21 protein-coding genes, 1 pseudogene and 1 CRISPR repeat array are annotated in these 21,067 nt (G+C 36.5%); of the genes and pseudogenes, 17 read left to right on the top strand and 5 right to left on the bottom strand.

Going from position 1 to position 21,067, the window contains the following annotated elements:
- The first annotated feature begins 6 nt into the window (after positions 1-6).
- Genes BCR22_RS05620 through BCR22_RS05610 form a run of 3 tightly spaced genes read left to right on the top strand, consistent with a single transcriptional unit; the run spans position 7 to position 2,248 of the window.
- Positions 7-738, top strand: a complete 732-nt coding sequence (locus tag BCR22_RS05620) for a methionine ABC transporter ATP-binding protein (RefSeq protein WP_069654004.1) — start codon at positions 7-9, stop codon at positions 736-738.
- Positions 735-1,409 (top strand): methionine ABC transporter permease, encoded by a 675-nt coding sequence (locus BCR22_RS05615; protein ID WP_083241759.1) that lies wholly within the window; start codon positions 735-737, stop codon positions 1,407-1,409. Before BCR22_RS05620 ends, BCR22_RS05615 begins: the two co-directional genes overlap by 4 nt.
- Positions 1,410-1,426: 17 nt before the next feature.
- A complete protein-coding gene (locus BCR22_RS05610; protein ID WP_069654003.1) occupies positions 1,427-2,248 on the top strand; it encodes a MetQ/NlpA family ABC transporter substrate-binding protein in 822 nt (273 codons plus the stop codon).
- Between the two features lie 113 nt (positions 2,249-2,361).
- Here BCR22_RS05610 and BCR22_RS05605 read toward each other — a convergent pair whose 3' ends face one another.
- Both BCR22_RS05605 and BCR22_RS05600 read right to left on the bottom strand, forming a co-directional pair.
- Positions 2,362-2,544, bottom strand: coding sequence for a hypothetical protein (locus BCR22_RS05605; protein WP_069654002.1), 183 nt, complete (start codon positions 2,542-2,544; stop codon positions 2,362-2,364).
- Between the two features lie 25 nt (positions 2,545-2,569).
- A complete protein-coding gene (locus BCR22_RS05600) occupies positions 2,570-3,766 on the bottom strand; it encodes an MFS transporter (protein WP_069654001.1) in 1,197 nt (398 codons plus the stop codon).
- A gap of 252 nt (positions 3,767-4,018) precedes the next feature.
- On the opposite strand from BCR22_RS05600, the gene BCR22_RS05595 reads away from it, so the two are divergent.
- The 5 genes from BCR22_RS05595 (at position 4,019) to relB (ending at position 7,625) form a co-directional block, all read left to right on the top strand.
- The gene (locus tag BCR22_RS05595; RefSeq protein WP_069654000.1) at positions 4,019-4,675 is read left to right on the top strand and encodes a Crp/Fnr family transcriptional regulator; all 657 of its coding nucleotides are present in this window, start codon (positions 4,019-4,021) and stop codon (positions 4,673-4,675) included.
- 170 nt (positions 4,676-4,845) lie between these two features.
- On the top strand, positions 4,846-5,784 hold the full coding sequence (locus BCR22_RS05590; protein ID WP_069653999.1) for a helix-turn-helix transcriptional regulator: 939 nt from the start codon (positions 4,846-4,848) through the stop codon (positions 5,782-5,784).
- A gap of 486 nt (positions 5,785-6,270) precedes the next feature.
- Positions 6,271-6,891 (top strand): DJ-1/PfpI family protein, encoded by a 621-nt coding sequence (locus tag BCR22_RS05585; protein WP_069653998.1) that lies wholly within the window; start codon positions 6,271-6,273, stop codon positions 6,889-6,891.
- Positions 6,881-7,294 (top strand): DUF3224 domain-containing protein, encoded by a 414-nt coding sequence (locus BCR22_RS05580; protein WP_034683529.1) that lies wholly within the window; start codon positions 6,881-6,883, stop codon positions 7,292-7,294. Before BCR22_RS05585 ends, BCR22_RS05580 begins: the two co-directional genes overlap by 11 nt.
- 112 nt (positions 7,295-7,406) lie before the next feature.
- The gene (gene relB / locus BCR22_RS05575) at positions 7,407-7,625 is read left to right on the top strand and encodes a type II toxin-antitoxin system RelB family antitoxin (protein WP_069653997.1); all 219 of its coding nucleotides are present in this window, start codon (positions 7,407-7,409) and stop codon (positions 7,623-7,625) included.
- A gap of 210 nt (positions 7,626-7,835) precedes the next feature.
- Here relB and BCR22_RS15830 read toward each other — a convergent pair whose 3' ends face one another.
- Together BCR22_RS15830 and BCR22_RS05570 are read right to left on the bottom strand one after the other, a co-directional pair.
- A complete protein-coding gene (locus BCR22_RS15830) occupies positions 7,836-7,970 on the bottom strand; it encodes a hypothetical protein (RefSeq protein WP_276205049.1) in 135 nt (44 codons plus the stop codon).
- A 102-nt stretch (positions 7,971-8,072) separates the two neighbouring features.
- Positions 8,073-8,345, bottom strand: coding sequence for a hypothetical protein (locus tag BCR22_RS05570; RefSeq protein WP_069653996.1), 273 nt, complete (start codon positions 8,343-8,345; stop codon positions 8,073-8,075).
- An 830-nt stretch (positions 8,346-9,175) separates the two neighbouring features.
- Between BCR22_RS05570 and BCR22_RS15220 the strand changes: the two genes are divergently transcribed.
- From BCR22_RS15220 to BCR22_RS05530, 9 genes and pseudogenes are all read left to right on the top strand, one after another.
- On the top strand, positions 9,176-9,274 hold the full coding sequence (locus tag BCR22_RS15220; protein ID WP_111248477.1) for a type I toxin-antitoxin system Fst family toxin: 99 nt from the start codon (positions 9,176-9,178) through the stop codon (positions 9,272-9,274).
- 695 nt (positions 9,275-9,969) lie between these two features.
- The gene (locus BCR22_RS05565) at positions 9,970-12,399 is read left to right on the top strand and encodes a CRISPR-associated helicase/endonuclease Cas3 (protein WP_069653995.1); all 2,430 of its coding nucleotides are present in this window, start codon (positions 9,970-9,972) and stop codon (positions 12,397-12,399) included.
- 17 nt (positions 12,400-12,416) lie between these two features.
- On the top strand, positions 12,417-13,148 hold the full coding sequence (cas5c, locus tag BCR22_RS05560) for a type I-C CRISPR-associated protein Cas5c (RefSeq protein ID WP_069653994.1): 732 nt from the start codon (positions 12,417-12,419) through the stop codon (positions 13,146-13,148).
- Positions 13,148-15,070 carry a type I-C CRISPR-associated protein Cas8c/Csd1 gene (gene cas8c / locus BCR22_RS05555; RefSeq protein WP_069653993.1) on the top strand — a complete coding sequence of 641 codons (1,923 nt, stop codon included), beginning with the start codon at positions 13,148-13,150 and terminating at the stop codon, positions 15,068-15,070. Before cas5c ends, cas8c begins: the two co-directional genes overlap by 1 nt.
- Before the next feature lie 3 nt (positions 15,071-15,073).
- Positions 15,074-15,937: a type I-C CRISPR-associated protein Cas7/Csd2 gene (gene cas7c, locus BCR22_RS05550; RefSeq protein ID WP_069653992.1), complete on the top strand. Its 864-nt coding sequence runs from the start codon at positions 15,074-15,076 to the stop codon at positions 15,935-15,937.
- Between the two features lies 1 nt (position 15,938).
- Positions 15,939-16,592, top strand: coding sequence for a CRISPR-associated protein Cas4 (gene cas4, locus BCR22_RS05545; protein ID WP_069653991.1), 654 nt, complete (start codon positions 15,939-15,941; stop codon positions 16,590-16,592).
- Positions 16,589-17,685: pseudogene (gene cas1 / locus BCR22_RS05540) on the top strand (CRISPR-associated endonuclease Cas1). Before cas4 ends, cas1 begins: the two are co-directional and overlap by 4 nt.
- Before the next feature lie 9 nt (positions 17,686-17,694).
- Entirely contained in the window at positions 17,695-17,985 is a 291-nt protein-coding gene (gene cas2, locus BCR22_RS05535) for a CRISPR-associated endonuclease Cas2 (protein ID WP_069653990.1), read from the top strand.
- 166 nt (positions 17,986-18,151) lie between these two features.
- Positions 18,152-20,000: direct repeats of the CRISPR family, unit length 33 nt; unit sequence GTCTAGCTCTGTATAGAGCTAGTGGATTGAAAT.
- Positions 20,001-20,168: 168 nt separating this feature from the next.
- A complete protein-coding gene (locus tag BCR22_RS05530) occupies positions 20,169-20,705 on the top strand; it encodes an HdeD family acid-resistance protein (RefSeq protein WP_069653989.1) in 537 nt (178 codons plus the stop codon).
- A gap of 94 nt (positions 20,706-20,799) precedes the next feature.
- Here BCR22_RS05530 and BCR22_RS15560 read toward each other — a convergent pair.
- On the bottom strand, positions 20,800-21,067 hold a 268-nt coding region (locus BCR22_RS15560), incomplete at its 5' end, for a transposase (protein WP_141706539.1).

The raw sequence follows: 21,067 nt of genomic DNA, 5'->3' as shown, positions 1-21,067 counted from the left end.
AATAACATGATTCGTTTTGAACAAGTTTCAAAGAGCTATAGCCACAAGAAAGTGACTGTCAAAGCATTAGATAATGTTGATTTGCAAATAAACGACCATGAATTATTTGGTGTGATCGGTGAAAGTGGTTCTGGGAAATCAACGCTATTGCGTATGATCAATACCCTAGAACGGCCAAGTCAAGGCACAGTCAAAGTTGCGGGAGTAGATTTGATGCAGTTGAGCGAAGCAGAACAGCGTCAAAATCGAAAACAAATCGGCATGATTTTCCAGCAATTCAATTTACTTTACAATCAAACGGTGAATGAAAATATAGGACTTCCTTTACGTTTAAATAAAACCTATGATCAAAAGCGGGTGCAGGAAGTGCTGGATTTTGTACGTCTGTCAGAGAAGGGAGAACAGTATCCCAGACAGCTTAGCGGTGGTGAGAAGCAACGTGTGGGGATTGCGCGAGCGTTGATTACACAACCTAAAATCTTACTCTGTGATGAACCAACTTCCGCGTTAGACGGCCAAAATGCCTATGACATCATGGAATTATTACGAAAAATCAATCAAACGTTTGGGACAACGATGGTCATTGTTAGCCATGAGTTAACATTGATCAAGCAATTATGTAATCGAACGGCAATTTTGGAAAAAGGCAAAGTGCTAGAAACTCTAGCGATTCAAAAAGAGCAACAACAGCTACAATTTGGCACATATTATGAAAGAGTTCGGGAGAGTTTGGGATGATGACAGCATATATAGATAAAATTAGTTACTACCTTCCAGAACTTACAAAAGCTCTTTCTGAAAGTGGCATCATGATTTTAATTTCAATCGTCGCTGCGGTAGCTCTGGGATTACCACTTGGAACCTTTGTGTATTTAACGAAAATATTACCGAGTAAGTCCAGTCAGTGGATAGGGATTTTATTGAATGGCTATATTAATATTGTTCGCTCATTCCCTTTTTTATTGTTTGTAGTGGCACTGATTCCCTTTACTCGCTTTGTACTAGGAACGGCATTTGGGACGTATGCAGCAGCGTTACCATTAAGTTTTGTAGCAGTTGCAATATATGCCAGACTTGTGGAGCAAGTGCTTTTAGAAATGCCAAACGATAGTTTAGAACTAGCACGTTCTTTAGGCAGTACCAAGGTTCAATTGATTTTTCGTTTTTTATATGTGGAGGCACGCTCTGGATTAGTTCTAGCGTTGACATCAGTAATTATTAGTATGGTTTCTTATTCGACTGTAATGGGTGTGATCGGTGGTGGCGGAATTGGCGATTTTGCCTTGCGTTATGGCTATCAACGTTATGAATATGCCGTCATGTATACGGCAATTGTCTTGATGATCGTTTTTGTCAGTGTGATTCAAATCAGCGGTAGCTGGTTAGCTAAAAAAATAAACAAAAAATAATAGATTGGAGCAAAATCATGAAAAAGAAAGTATGGATCAGTATGTTAGTGTTGGCTGGAGTGGCAATTGTCGGGTGCGGAGGTCAGAAAAAAGAAGCAAATACAGAGAAAAAAGAAGATAAAGTGATCAAAGTTGCTTCACATATTCCCTCAACCGTTGAAGTAGTTGAGTTAGCCGCAAAAGAAGTTGAACCTGGCTACAAAGTAGAATTAGTGCAAGTAAATGATAATATTCAATACAACGAATTATTGAATGCCAAAGAAATCGACGCGAACTTTGCGCAACATGAACCGTTTATGCAAAAATTCAATGAGGAAAAAGACGGTAATTTAGTTGTCGTACAAAAAATATACAATGCTAAAGTTGGGTTTTATTCTAAGGAATATAAAGATATCAAAGAGCTTCCAGAAGGAGCAAAAATCGCCTTGCCAAGTGATGTTTCAAATGAAGGTCGGGCTTTGGCGATCCTAGATGATGCTGGTCTGATCACATTAAAAGATGGCGTTGGCTTTAATGGAACAATCAAAGATATTGTTGAAAACCCGAAAAAATTGGAATGGGTTTCTGTTGATTTATTAAATCTAGCTGAAGCGTATAACGAAAATAATATTGCGATGGTCTACAATTATCCAACCTATATTGCGAAAATTGGGTTGACACCAAAAGATGCTATTTTATTGGAGAAGAAAGTAGATGATCGTTTTGCAATCAGCTTGGTTGCCAGAGAAGACAACAAAGATTCAGATAAAATCAAAGCGCTGAAAAAAGCGATGACGAGCGATAAAGTTCGAGAATTACTGGAAACAAAATACAGTGAAACATTAACACCTGCATTTTAAAAAATCAGCGTCGCCAACAGGTTAACCCTGATAAGCGACGCTGATTTTTATTTTTTATGATAATGCAACAAAGCTAAGTAGTAGAGTCAATGAGCGTTTGATCTTCTCTGATTTTAACCCATGATGTTATTATTTTCTGTAGCCATTTGAATCGCTTGTGCGTAATGATCCATAGCTAGTTGGTGCATAGTGATCGATGTAAGATCTTTTTCGATATGACCTATTCGAGTATTCAATTCATCAATTTTTACTAAAGTTTGCTGTAACATTTCTAGCATATGTTCATCTGTATTCATACTATCGCTCCTTTTATTGTTCGTTTCATTTACTTTCGTAAGTGGGTGCTTTTGACTGGTAAAATAAAGCATAGAGAACCGTACAAACCACAGGGATCAACCCTGCAACGAAGTACAACCCTTGGAAGGAAAGTAGACTTCGTAATTCGCCTAAAACGTACGGTCCAACACCTAAACCAAGGTCTAAACCAATGAAGTAAGTAGACAATGCAATGCCGATTCGATGACTATTAGGACTGGCTTTCAAACAAATCGCTTGGCCATTTGACATAAACGTACCATATCCCAAACCAATCAATCCACCTGAAACGAGCAACATCCAACCACTTGTGGTCACGCTCAATAAGAGTAATCCTGCCGTTAGAAAAATAAAACTAGGGTACATGACCGCATTTTCACCACGCGCATCAAAGATTCTGCCAGACATTGGACGAGTCGCTGTGATCACCAACGCATAGACCACAAAGAAAAAAGAACTAGCACTGACTAAATCGATCACTTTGGCATAAGAGGAAAGAAATGAAAGGACGCTGGAATAAGAAAGTCCCATCAAAAAGGCAATAAACGAAATAAATAGCACTTTTTTTTCAATAAAACTATCAACTGTCCAACGAGATAAACTAGCTTTGTGAGCAGCACTTAATTGAATATTTTTTACAGGGAAGATAAAACAAGCAATCGTTGTCAAGAAAATCAGCACGATCGAAAACAGAATAATAAAATAAAAACTCGTTGTATTTAATAAAATCATCCCAATAAATGGACCAATCGCTGCAGCTAAACTAGTGCTTAATCCATAATAATTGATTCCTTCACCATGTTTTGATTTAGGAATATAGGCCGTCACAATCGCATTTGTCGCAGTCGACACCGTTCCATAACCAAAGCCATTAAGTAAACGAACAAAATAAAGAATCCCGATACTTGGAATATAGAGATAAGCAATCGTTGTGATGAGATAAAATAAAGCACCATATCGCAAGACCGCTTTTCTACCAAGTAACTCCAACATTTTTCCCATAAATAGCCGAGCAAATAAAGTCCCAATAATATAAATACCAGAAGCCAGACCGGCTTGACCTAATGAAGCATGAAGGGTATCTTGCGCAATCACTGCGATGATTACCATCAATAAGTAATAAACGAGATAGACCACAAAATTGATCAACGTAATGCTGATAAACCCTTTATTGAATAATTTTTCTTCTGAATGTTCCGTCATTGTTGCACGTTCCTTCTTTCTTGTTAGGATAAGCTTAAATTGCAAGTTACAATTCTTTTCTGAAAGCTAGTTGTATAGATACTATACGAAAAAAATGAGTAAAAAAAATGCGGATTTGTTTTAAAAAAAAGTTATTAACAAAAAAGCATAACAAAAGTCATATACATTTGTTGTTGCTTTTCGATGTGTTATCATCTTAAATAAGAATAGCTTTTACAGGAAATTTTCATATAAATGGTGAGGAGTTACTAAATGGACAGCCACGTGTTGCAAGAATACTTAGACGATCATTCGTTTCCAGTCGTAGTGAAGAAAAAGAGAACGTATCTTACTTATGAAGGGTTACAAGACCGTTATGCTTATATTTTAAAAAGCGGCATTATCAAAACTAGCGTTATTTCGCCAGATGGACGAGAATTCAATCTTAGATATATCAATAGCTTGGAAATCGTTTCGCTTTTACGGGATGAATATTCTCAGTTTATTGATGCGCCGTTTAACATTCGAATTGAGTCTGACCAGGCAGAGCTGTATCAAATCGATCGTGTACAGTTTTGGAAGGATATCAACCAGAGTAAAGACCTGCAGATGTATGTGAAAGATTATTATCGCGTGCGTTTGATGTATTCGATGAAGAAGATGCAGCAGATGTTGATGAATGGGAAATTTGGTGCGGTTTGCACTCAGATTTATGAGTTATATGATACGTTTGGTGTGCAAATAGATGACGGATTATTGATTGATTTTGTGGTGACAAATGAAGAGATTGCTCATTTTTGTGGCATTACTTCTGCTAGTAGCGTCAATCGAATGATGCAGCAGTTGAAGGACTTAGGCGCAATCAAGATTCTGGAACGGAAGATTGTGATTACGGATCTGGAGATTTTGAAGGATAATATTATTTTATAGAGCCACGTAGATAAATTCTGATTTTGGACTGTTTGTTTACTGGATTAAATTGTGTGATAATCTGTTACGAAGTATAATGATAATAGAAAAATCAAGAAAGAAGGAATCGATGAGCATTTAGCAAATGGATTCCTTTTTTATCTGTATAGATATAGTGAAAAGGAGAAATTATGAAAATAGATCGCTTGCTCAGCTTGGTAAATTTATTGACGGAAAATGACCGAATGACCGCCAAAGGGTTGTCAGAACGGCTGGAAGTATCTAAACGAACCATTTATCGTGATATCGAAACCTTAAATTTAGCGGGGATTCCGATTATTTCTTATGCGGGGATTCATGGCGGTTACGGTATTGTCGATGGTTACAAAGTAAGTAAACATGTATTCTCAACTGAGGATATTTCGACGATTATGACAGGACTTTCAGCGATTCAAAGTATTTCAACATCCTCTGAAATTAGTCCTTTGCTGGCAAAAATTGCCCCTAATATGAAGGTACAACAGCCGCAAAGTGATTTGTTGATCGATCTATCTTCTTGGTATAAACCAAATGACGGAAAAAATAAATTAGATGATTTACGACAAGCGATAGCAACGCAGCAAATCATTGTGATTCAATACCATTCCAAGAAAGGCTATTCTGAACGGAAAATAGAACCTTATAAGCTTATTTTTAAAGCTTCACATTGGTATCTGTATGGTTTTTGTTTAAAAAGAAAGGCATTTCGCTTATTTAAACTGACAAGGATTCAAACATACGCGCTGTTAGGCGAGATATTTGAATCTAGACCACTAGACCCTGTAGAGCTAACCATAGAGTCTGAAATTGATTATTTAGAAGCGATGGTATCACCAGAAGTGCAGCAAATCGTCTTAACTTATGAGCAAAAAGATAAATTATATTTGATTGATAAACTAGGGGCAGAATTTTTTCAGGAGCATGAAAAGGAATCAACTACTGGAACGATTGTATTTCCACTGATAAATCATAAAAAATCGGTCGATTTCATTTTACGTTTACAGGATAAGGTACGAGTTGTTGAACCGCCGAGCATAGTAGAGGCAGTCAAAGCGAAAATCGAAGAAATGTATTTTCTTTACAAAAGCTGACAATCAGTTGTCACACTTCTGTTGTATGATGAACTCCAACAGGTATCTAGCTTATCCTTTTTCCATAAAATCGGGAAGTTGTTACCGTTATCTAGCTATGCGGGCTAGCTCCTCAGGAAAAAGATAAAAATAGTTTGTGGTAAAGAGCACCACAATCGATTTTTCCTATTTTCCAGTCGGAGCTGAACGAGCTCGCTTCGCTTTTGCTTTGAAACATGCCAAGAAATACAACGAAGTTATGAGTTGATATTGATTGGTACAAGGTGACTGAAAGGAACGTTGCTTCCTCTTGTTATTAAGATGTTGAAAAGTACAAGGTGTAGCATAGCGGAACGTTGTTACCGTAAGTTATCTAGTTACGCGGGCTAACTCTTCGGGAAAAAGATAAAATCTAAATGAGGCAAAAAGCACCTCAGTTAGATTTTCCTATTTTCCTGTCAGAGTTAAACGAGCCCGCTTCACTTTTAAATTAAGGAGGAATAAATCATGACAGAAGTGTTTTTTGTATTATTAGAAGATTATGCAGATTGGGAAGCAGCATCGATCGCAGCAGTCTTGAATCAGCAAGAGGGGTTCACGGTTAAAACTGTTTCAAATGAAAAACAAGCGATTCATTCAATGGGTGGTTTTTCGACATTACCAGATTATACGCTTGCCGAAGCGTGTCAAAAAGAGTTTGCTGCGTTGATTTTAATTGGTGGAAAATCTTGGCGAACGGATAAAGCCAAAGAAGTCGATGCTTTAGTAGCCAAAGCGGAACAACAAGGTGCTTTGATTGCAGCGATTTGTGATGCGACTGTTTATTTGGGAAGTCTAGAGTTACTAAATGATCACAAGCATACGAGCAACCAACTACAAGACTTACAAGATTACGCTGGCGAGCGCTATACTGGTGGGAATCACTATTTAGAAGTTCAAGTAATAAGAGCAAACAACCTGATTACAGCTAATGGAACTGGGCATTTAGAGTTTGCGAAAGAAATTTTGTTGGCACTTCAAGTAATGCCTGAAAAAGAAGTGGAACAATGGTATAACTTTTACAAGTTAGGCTACTATGAAGCAATCAAACAAGAACTAAGAACTGCTGGTGAGGATCATGTTGGCTAAAAGTACCTTTGAGCTTGTTTCATGGGAGGAAGAATTATTGGCAGATATCCCGACTGAACAACCAGTGGCGAAAGCTTCTGCTTGGTATAAAGCCTTACAAGAAATTACAGGCAGTTTCAAAGCAGATTATTTGTTGCATTACTCGCAGTACAATCAAGAAAACCCTCATCTATCAGAAGCAACCTATTTAGGGTATCTGTTCTTTGAAGGGGTGCTAAAAGGTCGCAAAGGCACGTTTGTCTTAGAAGAACGAGGGACTTTTGAAAAGGGACTTCCGCACAATGAATTAGTGATAAAAGAGAACACTGGAACGGAAGAACTTTCAGGAATTCAAGGTACGGGCAAGTATTTTTTAGATGGAGACAACTTGGTTATTGAGATTGATTATGGGATTGAGAAGTAAAGTGTTTATTAGTAGCGGAACAATCCAAAATGTAGTTTTAGTACAATTGAAAAATGTATGTAAATGTATTACGATAATCAGTAAGACGAATGTTTGAAGAGGAGGTAACTGAATGAATACAGTGTCATTTAGATTATCTAACGATGAAAAAGATTTTATGCAAAGGCTGGCTGACTCTAAAGAGATATCCTTATCTGAACTTGCTAAGACAACAATTTTGGAAAGCCTAGAAAATCAGATTGATTTAGAAACATACAATAATCTGATGAAAAAGCATCAAATAAATGACGAAAGTATTTCTCATGCTGAAATGATGCAGGAGCTTATTTAATGATAAGTGAACAGGTTGTTTATTGTGATAGAACAAGACAATAACGATTTTTATCACAGTGATTTTGCATAGAAAAACTCTTTATCAGTAATAGTAGCGAAAGGCTTAGAAAATAGTATTCATTTCTAGGTCTTTCGCTTTTATACGAAAACTACTTGAAAACAAGCGCCTATTAAAATTTTTAATGAATTGTTTCGTGAGAAAGACGTTCTATTTTGGAATAAATGAAATAATCCCTTCTTTATTTTTATAGTAGTAGAATTCTTGATTTTCTTTTATAGCTAATTTTTTTGGAAAGATAATAACAATTCTCTCTCCTTGTTTTGTTGCTTTTAGTAAATCCAACATAATCCCTCCCATTTTTAATGTGACTTAAAATAGTCCAATCATATTTTTGTTCCTGACACTATCTAAATACGCAAAAGATCCTTCCTTTCATTTTTTTAATCAACTATTTTGATTTTGTGTAATAATAGCCAATTGTTTTTGCGACTCTGCTATCAATAACTCAAATTCTTTATTAAATATTTCAAACAATTTGGCACTAGCGTAATACTGTTTAACGACCTGTTTTTTATTGATTGGTGTCGTTGGATTGGTAAAATACTTTTCAAGAACTTCCAATGGTTCTTTCCAAGATTCTAAGCGTTCCAGTGAATCTCGAAGATTTAGAATCTCTTGATACGGGACAGTTTTAATGCAGATGACGGAATTTTTCATGATAGTTCTCCTTTTCTTATTGGGATGTAGAACAAAAGAAAAAATGAAAGCTGTTCGTCTCTATGGTTGAATTAAGCCAGTTTGTAGGGAACTTCTTTGTGTAACCAGAGAAAAATTCGAAAAGTGTCTAGAAATTCTTACAAGAATTAGGTACAATAAAGAAGCTAGTGCTACGGTACTGGCAAATAGGCAACTTGGATAGAGAGGTGCTACTTTCTATTCAGGGCTTCATTGAACGGTTGGCGCCGAACAATGAAGTGCCTTTTTTCTTTTTCTCAAAATGTGTAGGATAGAAATAAAAAAAGACGATCCACAGGTGACCTGTAATCGTCTACAAATAGGCAAGATAAAGAAACTATAAAATGTGTCGTCACTATGGAAGTGTACAACAAAAATAGATCGATCCTTACGCTATTGGCAAAGTTGTTTGACAGGTGCTACTGTTTAAACAAGGCTTCTGGTTTGGTTGGCGCCAGACCACGAAGAGCCAATTTATTTATTTTTAATGTTACTTATTTCTATCCTATGCGTTTTATTATACAGAAAGAGTGGCTTGTTCACAACGAAATTTTTTGGGGGAAGGGATTAAATAACACGAAAAACATGTCCCTTATATATAAGAAAAAATAACAAAATTTTTTTGAGTTGGCTGACTATTTCTGCAGAGCGTAAAATAGAGTATATAATCAAATGAGTCCAAAAAATAGGACAAGTTTGACAAAATCGGAATTATTTATAAGGAAAAAGTAGCGAGGGATAAAAAGTTTGATAAGCTGAAAATGGTCGCTTTCTCTTTTGCGATGGCGATACGTATCGCAGAAAGGAGGTGCATGACCATTCTTCTGTTATTTACAACGATCATTGGTCCGGTTATTGTCGGAGTGGTCTTAGGGCTGTTCAAACATTGGCTTGATAATCGACAAGGCTAGAAAGCGACTAGAAGCCAAAATAAACCCCATCACTCTCCGAAAGTGATGGGGTCTTTGGTGTATGACCATTCTTCTTTTATACGTATAAGATACATGAAAAAAATTGGATAGTCAAGTTTTTCTTGCTTTATTTACCTAAACGAAATTTATCTATATAAATGAGAATCAGCCTAAATTCTAGAATTTAGGCTGATGATATCATTAAGTACTAAACACAGAATTATTTCAATCCACACATTCAAAATGTGACAGGTTATCTAGAGAACCTATTTTAAAAAATTATATCATAATTTTTTAACTTTATCTAATTATGAAAAATAGTTGACAATATATAATTCCAATTGTACAATAAAGTCGATTGAATATCATATTTATTCAATTCTGTGTTTATTACATAAATAATTTTTCGGATACATCAGAAAGGATATTAATTAAATGATTGATAGAGAAAATAGTAAAAAATTGTTATTGGTTATTATTAGCGCACTCATCGTAGTTTTAGTAGATAAACTTTGGGCAGTTCAAATTAATCTTTCTGATTTATTTATACTAGTATTAGTAATTTTATTAGTCGTCTACTTTTTTCTTTATCAATCAAAAAATTAACGTAACTATTTAAATTTTTAGATAGTTCTTTTTTTTAGAAATGATATAATGTATTTAAGACATTTAGAGATCAATTAAGGAGTTTAAGTATGTATATAGCCCATGTGAGAAAATATGATGGAGAAAAGCAACTTTTAAAGGATCATCTAGCAGAATGCGCCGAACTAAGCGCCGATTGGGGCGGAAAAATAGGACTAAGAAAAACTAGCTATTTAGCTGGTTTACTTCATGATCTAGGAAAATATTCAAATGAATTCCAAGTGTATTTAAAAAAAGCAGTGGCTGATCCTAAAAGTGTGACACGAGGCAGTGTTGATCATTCAACAGCTGGCGGTATGCTTTTGTTTGATTATTGCCACAAAAATAGTCGTGATCCATTTTCATATATTCTTGCTGAATTAGTAGGTAATGCAATTATTTCCCATCATAGCAGTCGAGGTCTACAAGACTTTTTTACCCCAGAAGGAGAAGCGACTTCTGATTATCTCAGACGAGTAGATGAAATAGAGGTTGTTGAGTATGAACTAATCAAAGGTCGTTTTTTCCAAGAAGTGATGTCAGAAGAACAGTTTCAGAAATTACTGTTGGAAGCAACAAAAGAATTGAGAAGGTTTTATCAAGCTGAAGGAAAGAGCCGAGTCAAACAAAACGACACCTTTTTTCTTTTAAAATTCATCTATAGTTGCCTTCTAGATGCAGACCGAACGAATACGATGTTATTTGAAGAAAATAAAACATTTAAACAACATGAAAATGACGTTTTACTTCAATCTTATAGTCAACGCTTAGAAGAATTTATCTCAACATTTACAGCTGACACGCCAATCAATCAACTTCGTAGTCAAATGTCAGAACAGTGTAAAAATTTTGCTGAAAGAAAAATAGGGATTTACACCCTGTCGATTCCAACAGGAGGCGGGAAGACGTTAGCCAGTTTACGTTTTGCCTTGAATCACGCTATCAAACATGGAAAAGAACGCATTATTTATGTCGTGCCATTCACAACGATTATCGAACAAAATGCTGCGACAGTCCGAGAGATTTTAAAAGATGAGGTAAATATTCTAGAGCATCATTCCAACGTTTTTACGGATCAGGAAGAAACGAAAGAAAGACAAACAGAGGAGTCAGAAGCAGAAAAAGAAGCCTTAGAGCAGAAACAAGCATTAATGAAAGACAATTGGGAAAGCCCTGTAATCTTTACTACGATGGTGCAGTTTCTAAATACGATATACAGCCGAGGAACCCGAAATCCACGTCGTTTTCATAACTTAACAAATGCGGTGATTATTTTTGATGAAGCACAAGGTGTTCCAACAAACTGCACTCATTTATTTAATGAAAGCTTGAACTTCTTAAAAAATTACGGCACAACGACAAGTGTTTTATGTACTGCAACTCAGCCATCTTTAGAAAATGTCGGTAGAGCATTAGCCAAAGAATCCGATGGCGAAATGGTCGCCAACTTATCAGAAGTAGAATCAAAGTTTAAACGAGTAGAGGTCATTGATCGGACAACGAATGAAGCATGGAAGCTTGAAGAGTTAGCAGATTTTAGCGAAGAAATTTTAGCAGAAAAAGAAAACCTGCTGATTATTTTAAATACAAAAAAAGCTGTTCGAAGTCTCTATCAATATTTAGAGAATAAGCAATTAGAAAAGGTTGAATTGTATCATTTGAGCACCTCAATGTGTGCCAAGCATCGGAAAAATTTATTGGATGAACTACGAGAAAAGCTAAAAAATAGCGACACAAAACTCATCTGTATCACAACGCAATTAATTGAAGCTGGTGTGGATATCAGTTTCCAATCCGTTATTCGTTCAGTAGCAGGTTTAGATTCAATTGCTCAAGCGGCAGGACGTTGTAATCGACATGGTGAAACCAAGCCACAACCAGTTTACTTAATCAATCTTTCAGCAGACCTTGAAAATCTGACCCATTTACCAGAAATTAAACAAGGCCAAGAAATTACGCTAGATATTCTTAAAGAAAGCAGTGAACTAGAACAAAAGGAATTACTTTCTCATGATGTTCAGAAACGGTATTTTGATCGATATTATGATTGTTTTAAGGATGAATTAAATTATCCCGTAAAAAAGACATCCCTTAATCTATTTAGTTTATTAGGTGAAGGGGCTAATGCTCTAGAGCACTACAAACGAACACATGGCTCTGCTCCTCTATTGGCTTTTAGAAGTAGTCCTAAAACAGTAGGGAAATATTTTCAGGTCATTGATAGCCCAACAACATCAGTACTTGTTCCGTATAAAAAAGGTAACGATCTAATCGCTGATTTAAATGGAGAGTTGAGACCAGAAGAGTATGCCCCTACTTTAAAAAAAGCGCAACAATATATGGTCAATGTGTTTCAGCACGAACTGATGGAACTTCAAAAAACGGGTAGTATTTATCCACTTCTAAATGGAGATGTTTTAGCTCTGACGAGCAATGCATACGATTTGAAATTTGGAATCGATTTAGAAGCAGAAGCTGCGAGCGGTTATTTAGAATTTTAAAAAAGGAGGAAGCATCAATGAAATATAAAAATCAAATTTCTTTTAGAGTTGAAGGTGAGTATGCTCTTTTTACTGATCCTTTGACAAAAATGGGTGGAGAAAAGATGACCTATCAAGTTCCTACCTATCAAGCCTTAAAAGGAATTACCGAAAGTATCTACTGGAAACCATCAATTGTTTATTACATTGATGAAGTACGTGTAATTAAATCAATTCAAATGGAATCTAAAGGCATGCGCCCGATGAAATACAATGACAGCAGTGCAAGTGATTTAGCTTATTATACGTATTTGAAAAAGCCTGTTTATGAAGTGAAAGTCCATTTCGAGTTTAATCAACATCGTCCTGATTTAAAAGGCGATTGGAATGAAGATAAACATTATCAAATTTTAAAACGTTCAATCAAAGCTGGCGGAAGAAGAGATATTTTTCTAGGTACGCGAGAATGTCAGGGATATGTGGAACCTGTTGAGTTTGGTGTGGCAAAAGGAGACTATGATGCGTATGAAGGTGAGCTACATTTTGGCACAATGGTGCATGGGTTATCCTATCCAGATGAAACAGGGAGAGACGAACTAGCTGTTCGTTTGTGGCACCCGATTATGGAAAAAGGGATTATTCTGTTTCCTCGCCCAGAAGCATGTACCTTAGTTCGACCGCTTAGAACGATGCAAGCTAAAACATTTGAACTTTCAGAAATAGAACCCGTCGATCAGTTATTTGAATCCTTGGAACAGGAGGTCGAATGATGAGTTGGTTGAATGACTTATATGAAACGTACAGAGAAAATGCCGACCAAGTAGGAAAAGTCCAACGAACTTCGGCTGGAAAAGAAATTGTACTTTTACCCATTGCACATGCGTATCAAAATGCTCAAATCGAAGTAACGATAACGCCAGAAGGTGAATTTTATTCAGCAAGCGTCGTTCCAAAAGAAGACGCACAAACAATGATTCCAGTAACGATTGAGTCTGCTGGAAGAGCTGGTTCAACGTCTGCACCACATTTAATCCATGACAATTTAGTTTATGTTGCGGGTGATTTTGAGCACTATGGTGGTGTTTACAAAAAGAATAAAGCTGGAAAAAATTCTTATCAGATGTATTTAGAAAACTTGCAGGCTTGGTGTGAATCAGATTATTCTCAGCCAGTCGTTAAAAGTGTTTTAAGTTATTTAAAAAAAGGCAAACTAATTGAAGATTTAATACAGGCAAAGGTAATAGTTGAGAAAAATCATCAACTTATTCCCAAATGGTCAAAGGAACTAGAAGCAGAATTTGGCGAGAAACCAGCATTATTCAGTGTAGTAGTTGGTGAACAAGCAACCTCTTTTATTCGATTTGCTGTTCAAGAACAAGGGACAGGAAAACGACCACTCTGGGGAGATTCAGAAATCATTGACTCCTTTGTCGCTTATTATACAAACGAACTGACGAACGAAGGGCTAGATTATGTGACGGGCGAAATGTTACCTCTGACAGAAAATCACCCTTCAAAGGTACGTTATGGTGGTGATATGGCGAAAATAATTTCGGGTAATGATTCGGTGAATTTCACGTATAAAGGTCGTTTTACAGATAAAAATCAAGTGGCTTCGATCAGTTACGAAGTCTCCCAAAAAGGCCATAACGCCTTAAAATGGCTGATTGGCAAACAAGCGTTTATTTTAGATGGACGAGTCTTTTTAACCTGGGGGAAAAAAGAAACAGAGGTTCCTAATCCAGAAGAATCCAGTGCTGATTTTCTTGATTTTGATGCTATTTTTGCAAAGGATGAAGAAGCGGAAGTTTTACTAAACCCAGACACAACCCATCAACAATTTTCTGAGTTGTTTAAAAAAGCCTTGAATGGTTATAGTGTAAAGCTTGCTTATCACGAACCAATTTACATCATGATTCTAGATGCAGCTACTCCAGGCAGAATGGGGATTCTGTACTATCGTTCGATTGAAAAAGAACAATACTTTGCTCGAATTGAAGACTGGCATCAAACTTGTTTCTGGCGACATACTTATGGCAGTAAAAATAAGCAGCGTTATACTTTTTGGGGAGCGCCATCTTTGAGGGATATCGCCGAAGCAGCCTATGGTTCACGAGCGAGTGATACGCTGATAAAAAATACAATTCATGAACTATTTCCTTGTGTTGTAGATGGAAAAAGGATTCCAATAAATCTAGTTCGAAATCTCCTACAAAGAGCGTCAAATCCTGTAAGCATGGAAAAATGGGAATGGGAAAAAACATTAAGTATTGCCTGTGCAGTAATGAAAAAACACTTTAATTTTAAAAAGGAGGAAAAAAATGTGGCTCTAGATAAAAATCAGAAAGATAGAAGTTACTTATTTGGAAGAATGTTGGCAGTTGCTGATGTGTTGGAAGAACGTGCCTTATATAAAGCAGGTATTAATAGAAGTACAAATGCGATTCGCTATATGAATGCTTTTAGTAATCATCCGTTAAAAACTTGGAGGATCATTCAAGAAAATTTGATTCCGTATCAAGCAAGGCTAAGAGGAAAAGGAAGTTATTATCAAAAATTATTAGACGAAATTGGTGAGTCTTTTGAGTTTGAACATTATACAGATAAGGCTTTAGACGGGAAATATTTATTAGGTTATTACAGCCAACGAGCAGATTTGAAGAAAAAAACAGAAGAGAAAACGGAGGAATAAATCATGACAGTTTTAACACACAAAATCGACTTTAAAGTAATCACATCAGTGACAAATGCTAATCCAAATGGTGATCCACTAAACGGAAACCGACCACGCCAAAATTTTGAAGGCTATGGCGAGATTTCGGATGTAGCAATCAAACGTAAAATCCGCAATCGTCTACAAGATATGGGGGAAAGAATTTTTGTCCAGTCAGATGATCGAGCAGATGATGGACTAAAAAGCTTGAAAGATCGTGTGGATTCAATTGGAGAATTAAATAAAATTGCTGCTGATAAAAAGAAAGCAGATGTGAACCGGTTTAGTGAAGTAGCTTGTGAAACGTGGATCGATACGCGTAGTTTTGGGCAGGTATTTGCATTTAAAGGATTGGAACTTTCTGTAGGTGTTCGTGGTCCAGTTTCCATACAAACTGCAGTCAGCCTTGAACCAATCGACATTAATACAATGCAAATCACAAAAAGTGTCAATTCAGTCAGTGAGGGTGGCGGAAAAAGCTCTGACACCATGGGAACCAAACATTTCGTAGATTTTGGCGTCTATGTCTTCAACGGCAGTATCAACGTCCAACTAGCAGAAAAAACAGGTTTTACCGAGGCAGATGCAGAAAAAATCAAAGAAGCCCTAACCACTCTTTTCGAAAACGATGCATCATCCGCTCGTCCAGATGGCAGTATGGCAGTCGAAAAGGTTTATTGGTGGGAACATCCGAGCAAAATGGGCAAAGCATCATCCGCGAAAGTCCATCGCTCAGTAAAAATCGAAAAAATTCCTGAAGTTGATCGTGCAAAATCATTTGACGATTATACAGTCACCGTGGAACCACTAGAAGGAATCGAGTTAACGGTTATCGAAGGTTTGTGACATGTACGATGAACAAGATTATTTGATGATCTCAGGGATTCAACATTTCCTCTTTTGTCGTCGTCAGTGGGCATTGATTCATATTGAGCAGCAATGGCAAGAAAATGTGCTGACGTTGGAAGGTCAATATTTACATGAAAAAGCCGATCAACCAACAATTCGTGAAAAGCGCAAAGATCGTTTGATTGTTCGCGCATTGCCGATCCATTCACCAACTTTAGGGATCACTGGAATCTGTGATGTGGTGGAATTTGTGCAAGATCCAAATGGTGTACCTTTAAACGGAGAAACGGGAACTTATTTACCTGTACCAGTTGAATACAAGCATGGTAAACCCAAACAAGAGCTTAGTGATATATTACAATTAACAGCTCAAGCCGTTTGCTTAGAAGAAATGTTAGTCTGTGAAGTACCTAAAGGATATTTATATTATCATGAAACGAAACGCCGAGAAGAAATCGAAATTACACCTGCTTTACGAGAAGAATTACAAAAAAATGTAGCAGAAATGCATCAGTACTGGACCAGACGCTATACACCAAAGGTAAAAACTGGAAACTTTTGCAAAAAATGTTCCCTACAAAATATTTGTTTACCTAAATTAATGAATGTTCAAACCGTTAAAGGTTACTTAGATCGGAGGTTATGCGAGTGAAAAAACTGTTGAATACCTTATTTGTAACAACCCGAGATGCCTATTTAGCTTTAGACGGTGAGAATATTGTGGTCAAAATTGATGAACAGAAAAATAGAGTTCCACTTCATAATATAGAAGCGATTGTCACTTCTGGTTATTTAGGTGCTAGTCCAGCGTTGATGCGTAAATGCGCTGAAAAAAATATAGGCATAACCTTTTTAACGACTTCTGGTAAGTTTGGCAGTCGAGTGACTGGCGGCACAACTGGTAATGTCACGTTGGTGTTTCTGGTGCGACATAACTACCGCCATGTCGAGTGACTGGCGGCACAACTGGTAATGTCACATTGCGGAAAAAGCAATACCGTCTATCGGATACAGAAGCAGAAAGCTTAGAAATTGCTCGTCATTTTATTATTGGTAAATTGTACAATCAACGTTGGATGTTGGAGCGAATGACTAGAGAAAACCCGATGAGAATTGATGTCGAGCGTTTTAAACAAATTTCTGGAGAATTAAAAAAATACATTGAAGATATTCGCCAAGTCGGGGATTTAGAAACATTAAGAGGAATTGAAGGACAAGCAGCAAATCGTTATTTTCTATTGTTTGATCAAATGATTTTACAGCAAAAAAGTGATTTTGGTTTTTATGGTAGAAACCGCCGACCACCTTTGGATAATGTAAATGCTATGCTTTCTTTAGCATATACTTTGTTAGCGCAAGAATGTGCTGCTGCATTGGAAACGGTTGGACTGGATCCTTATGTTGGCTTTATGCATCAAGATCGACCGGGGAGAGCTTCTTTAGCACTAGATTTGATGGAAGAGTTGCGAGGCATTTATGCGGATCGTTTTGTTTTAACGTTGATTAATAAGAAAATGGTGACCGAAAAGCATTTTGTCAAAAAAGAAAGTGGTGCAGTCATTTTGACGGATGATGGTAGGCGTATCTTTTTTCAAAAATGGCAAGAGAAGAAACAAGAACAAATTCAGCATCCATTTTTAGGTGAGAAAATCAATTGGGGATTAGTTCCTTACGCTCAGGCATTGTTATTAAGTCGCTTTTTAAGAGATGATTTAGATGGTTATCCACCGTTCTTATGGAAGTAGGTGAAAAGTATGTTAGTGTTGATCACTTATGATGTCGCGACAAGCTCGAAGAATGGAACTCGCCGTTTGAGAAAGGTAGCAAAAAAATGCCAAGATTATGGACAGCGTGTTCAGAATTCTGTTTTTGAGTGTGTTGTTGATGCGACGGAGTTAACTAAGTTGAAGAAAGAACTAGTTGATTTAATTGATGAAGAATTAGATAGTTTACGTATTTACCGCTTGGGAAATAATTATCAAAATAAAGTAGAGCATATTGGTGCAAAAGAAAGCTTTGATGTAGAAGCTCCTTTGATATTTTAAGTAAAATTGGTGCGAACCCCAAGTGCACATGAAATCACTGGGGGATCCGCACCATAATTTCGTCATTTTTGATCAATAAAAAGCTTTTTTCTCATGTGAATTTAATTTTCAAAGAATTTTTTTGTAAGAAAGTAAAAATATGTCATATATTTTTGCTGTTTTCACGGTCTAGCTCTGTATAGAGCTAGTGGATTGAAATGAAACTAGGATTGTTGATGTCTCCCGCAAGTTCTCGTCTAGCTCTGTATAGAGCTAGTGGATTGAAATCGCATGCATTTGTATAAACTGAAAATCGTTTGAAGTCTAGCTCTGTATAGAGCTAGTGGATTGAAATGCAAGATATACCGATTGATAGTGCTGTCGGTTGGTCTAGCTCTGTATAGAGCTAGTGGATTGAAATATATACATGTTAACGCGCTTTGTTTTTGGATAGTGTCTAGCTCTGTATAGAGCTAGTGGATTGAAATAATAGAAGATAGAGAATTGATAGAAGATAGTGAATGTCTAGCTCTGTATAGAGCTAGTGGATTGAAATTACTTAAAATAGCATATGATCAAACACTGCAGCGCGGTCTAGCTCTGTATAGAGCTAGTGGATTGAAATAAAAATCCAGTAAATTCTTTATCCATAAATACTCCGTCTAGCTCTGTATAGAGCTAGTGGATTGAAATTGTCAAAAGTCTCCCATTCATGATTAAATAGCAGTCTAGCTCTGTATAGAGCTAGTGGATTGAAATCTCGCTTAAAGTGACACAACGCCTAATTTTGCCTTGTCTAGCTCTGTATAGAGCTAGTGGATTGAAATTTACAAACTATGACAGATAGTCTCACTAAAGATGTCTAGCTCTGTATAGAGCTAGTGGATTGAAATAACGGGCAGTGGATAGGAGCTGTAGAACCTAAATCGTCTAGCTCTGTATAGAGCTAGTGGATTGAAATCAGTTGATTCTGCTAGAAAAAGTAAGTCCGACCCGTCTAGCTCTGTATAGAGCTAGTGGATTGAAATACGGACGTATCTCCCATACTGATTTTTTTAATGGTCTAGCTCTGTATAGAGCTAGTGGATTGAAATATTCCATTCTTTTGATCCCTCAATATATTCCCAGTCTAGCTCTGTATAGAGCTAGTGGATTGAAATCCTTTGTCTATTTCTGTCTCACTTGGATAAATAGGTCTAGCTCTGTATAGAGCTAGTGGATTGAAATATCGGACAATATGCGGAAGAATATGTAATCATGGTCTAGCTCTGTATAGAGCTAGTGGATTGAAATTATTAATTTTATTGTATAAGTGTTTATATTTACGTCTAGCTCTGTATAGAGCTAGTGGATTGAAATACTGCTCAGCACGCTCCCAATCATCATAGATATACGTCTAGCTCTGTATAGAGCTAGTGGATTGAAATTGTCTGTGACTTATTTAAAGCGATTTGCGCCTTGTCTAGCTCTGTATAGAGCTAGTGGATTGAAATAAACCAATTTTAGCGATTGGTATTATCGGTAATGTCTAGCTCTGTATAGAGCTAGTGGATTGAAATGTCACTTGAATAGTAAACACTGTTGTTTTGTCCTTGTCTAGCTCTGTATAGAGCTAGTGGATTGAAATATAAATTGGGAACTCGTCCACAACCACCTTGCGGGCGTCTAGCTCTGTATAGAGCTAGTGGATTGAAATAAGCTATTCAGCCGTTGGATTCAGTGGTTGCGTGTCTAGCTCTGTATAGAGCTAGTGGATTGAAATATAATGAAAGAAAGAGCGGTATTGTACGTTTTGAGGTCTAGCTCTGTATAGAGCTAGTGGATTGAAATATAATGAAAGAAAGAGCGGTATTGTACGTTTTGAGGTCTAGCTCTGTATAGAGCTAGTGGATTGAAATATAATGAAAGAAAGAGCGGTATTGTACGTTTTGAGGTCTAGCTCTGTATAGAGCTAGTGGATTGAAATCGTATGAGTAAGGTGTTGCTTTGTCCGAGTACATAACGTCTAGCTCTGTATAGAGCTAGTGGATTGAAATTCTAGGGGTTTTTCGTGGGTTAATGTCGCTGTAGGTCTAGCTCTGTATAGAGCTAGACACTACCTAAGATTCCAAAATAACAATTACTGATTCATATTGCTCGTCTTATTTAAAAAAATTCTATACAATATAAATGGAGACAAGTAAAACGGTAGTGGAGGGAAATGAATGAATAACGTGATGGAACAATTAAGGAAATATGCATTATTACGAGGAATTGTTTATATGATTTTTGGATTGTTGATTGTGATCAATCCTAGGAGTGTGTTCCAAGTCGCTGTTTACTTTATATCAGCTTATATTGCAATCAGCGGTGTATTAAATCTTTACGATGGTGTTAAAGTCAAAAAAGCAACCGGTACCTATGGAATGAGTTTTCTAGGTGGAATCGTCTTATTAGTGATTGCAGGAATCGTGCTTGTTTTTGCGAAGGGAATCGTAAGTATTTTACCGATTTTCCTAGGTCTTATGATCGTGATTATTGGCGTGACTCGTGCGATTCAATCCGTAAACTTACGAACATATGTCAATGTTAGTTGGATGCCGATGTTGATTTATAGTGTAGTTTTGATTATTGCTGGATTAGTATTAACGTTTAATCCATTTAGTAGTTTACTGGTACTTTTCCAATTATTTGGTGGTATTTTGATTTTTATGGGAATTGGCGAAATTGTTGCATATTTCCAATTACGTAAAATTAATTAGCAAAAAAGGGTTCTACGTCAAATTGTGTTGGTGAACAAAAAACTGAATAGAAATCTAAGTCTGGTAAGGATAGAACATTCTTATCAGGCTTTTTTTATTGTTGTGAAAAAATAAGACCTTGAATAATATAAATACGTGAACGAAAATGATAAAAGTTTCGATAGCCATAGGCTATCCGTTTGATTACCTTAAGTTTATTGTTTAAGCCTTCAGTAATACCATTAGAATAAGGGAAGCGAAACGAATTCTTAATGCCTTCTTTATATTTGTTAAAGAAGAGTAATTTCTTTTTGAACCAGTGTGGTAGCTGATTATCTAGCTGTTGAAGATACTCAAAAAAGAGCGTATGTTCTCGATGAGAA

The organism is Enterococcus plantarum, from assembly GCF_001730295.1.
GTDB lineage: Bacteria > Bacillota > Bacilli > Lactobacillales > Enterococcaceae > Enterococcus_L > Enterococcus_L plantarum.
The sequence above is the reverse complement of the archived record's forward strand: the minus strand, read 5'-3'. Positions and strand labels throughout refer to the sequence as shown.

Coding starts and splice junctions, on each gene's coding strand:
- BCR22_RS05565 (WP_069653995.1), top strand. CDS start 9,970: ATGTATATAGCCCATGTGAGAAAATATGATGGAGAAAAGCAACTTTTA.
- cas2 (WP_069653990.1), top strand. CDS start 17,695: ATGTTAGTGTTGATCACTTATGATGTCGCGACAAGCTCGAAGAATGGA.
- BCR22_RS05570 (WP_069653996.1), bottom strand. CDS start 8,345: ATGAAAAATTCCGTCATCTGCATTAAAACTGTCCCGTATCAAGAGATT.
- BCR22_RS05595 (WP_069654000.1), top strand. CDS start 4,019: ATGGACAGCCACGTGTTGCAAGAATACTTAGACGATCATTCGTTTCCA.
- BCR22_RS05615 (WP_083241759.1), top strand. CDS start 735: ATGATGACAGCATATATAGATAAAATTAGTTACTACCTTCCAGAACTT.
- BCR22_RS05610 (WP_069654003.1), top strand. CDS start 1,427: ATGAAAAAGAAAGTATGGATCAGTATGTTAGTGTTGGCTGGAGTGGCA.
- BCR22_RS05530 (WP_069653989.1), top strand. CDS start 20,169: ATGAATAACGTGATGGAACAATTAAGGAAATATGCATTATTACGAGGA.
- relB (WP_069653997.1), top strand. CDS start 7,407: ATGAATACAGTGTCATTTAGATTATCTAACGATGAAAAAGATTTTATG.
- BCR22_RS05585 (WP_069653998.1), top strand. CDS start 6,271: ATGACAGAAGTGTTTTTTGTATTATTAGAAGATTATGCAGATTGGGAA.
- cas7c (WP_069653992.1), top strand. CDS start 15,074: ATGACAGTTTTAACACACAAAATCGACTTTAAAGTAATCACATCAGTG.
- BCR22_RS05590 (WP_069653999.1), top strand. CDS start 4,846: ATGAAAATAGATCGCTTGCTCAGCTTGGTAAATTTATTGACGGAAAAT.
- BCR22_RS05600 (WP_069654001.1), bottom strand. CDS start 3,766: ATGACGGAACATTCAGAAGAAAAATTATTCAATAAAGGGTTTATCAGC.
- cas4 (WP_069653991.1), top strand. CDS start 15,939: ATGTACGATGAACAAGATTATTTGATGATCTCAGGGATTCAACATTTC.
- cas8c (WP_069653993.1), top strand. CDS start 13,148: ATGAGTTGGTTGAATGACTTATATGAAACGTACAGAGAAAATGCCGAC.
- BCR22_RS05580 (WP_034683529.1), top strand. CDS start 6,881: ATGTTGGCTAAAAGTACCTTTGAGCTTGTTTCATGGGAGGAAGAATTA.
- BCR22_RS05620 (WP_069654004.1), top strand. CDS start 7: ATGATTCGTTTTGAACAAGTTTCAAAGAGCTATAGCCACAAGAAAGTG.
- BCR22_RS15220 (WP_111248477.1), top strand. CDS start 9,176: ATGACCATTCTTCTGTTATTTACAACGATCATTGGTCCGGTTATTGTC.
- BCR22_RS05605 (WP_069654002.1), bottom strand. CDS start 2,544: ATGAATACAGATGAACATATGCTAGAAATGTTACAGCAAACTTTAGTA.
- cas5c (WP_069653994.1), top strand. CDS start 12,417: ATGAAATATAAAAATCAAATTTCTTTTAGAGTTGAAGGTGAGTATGCT.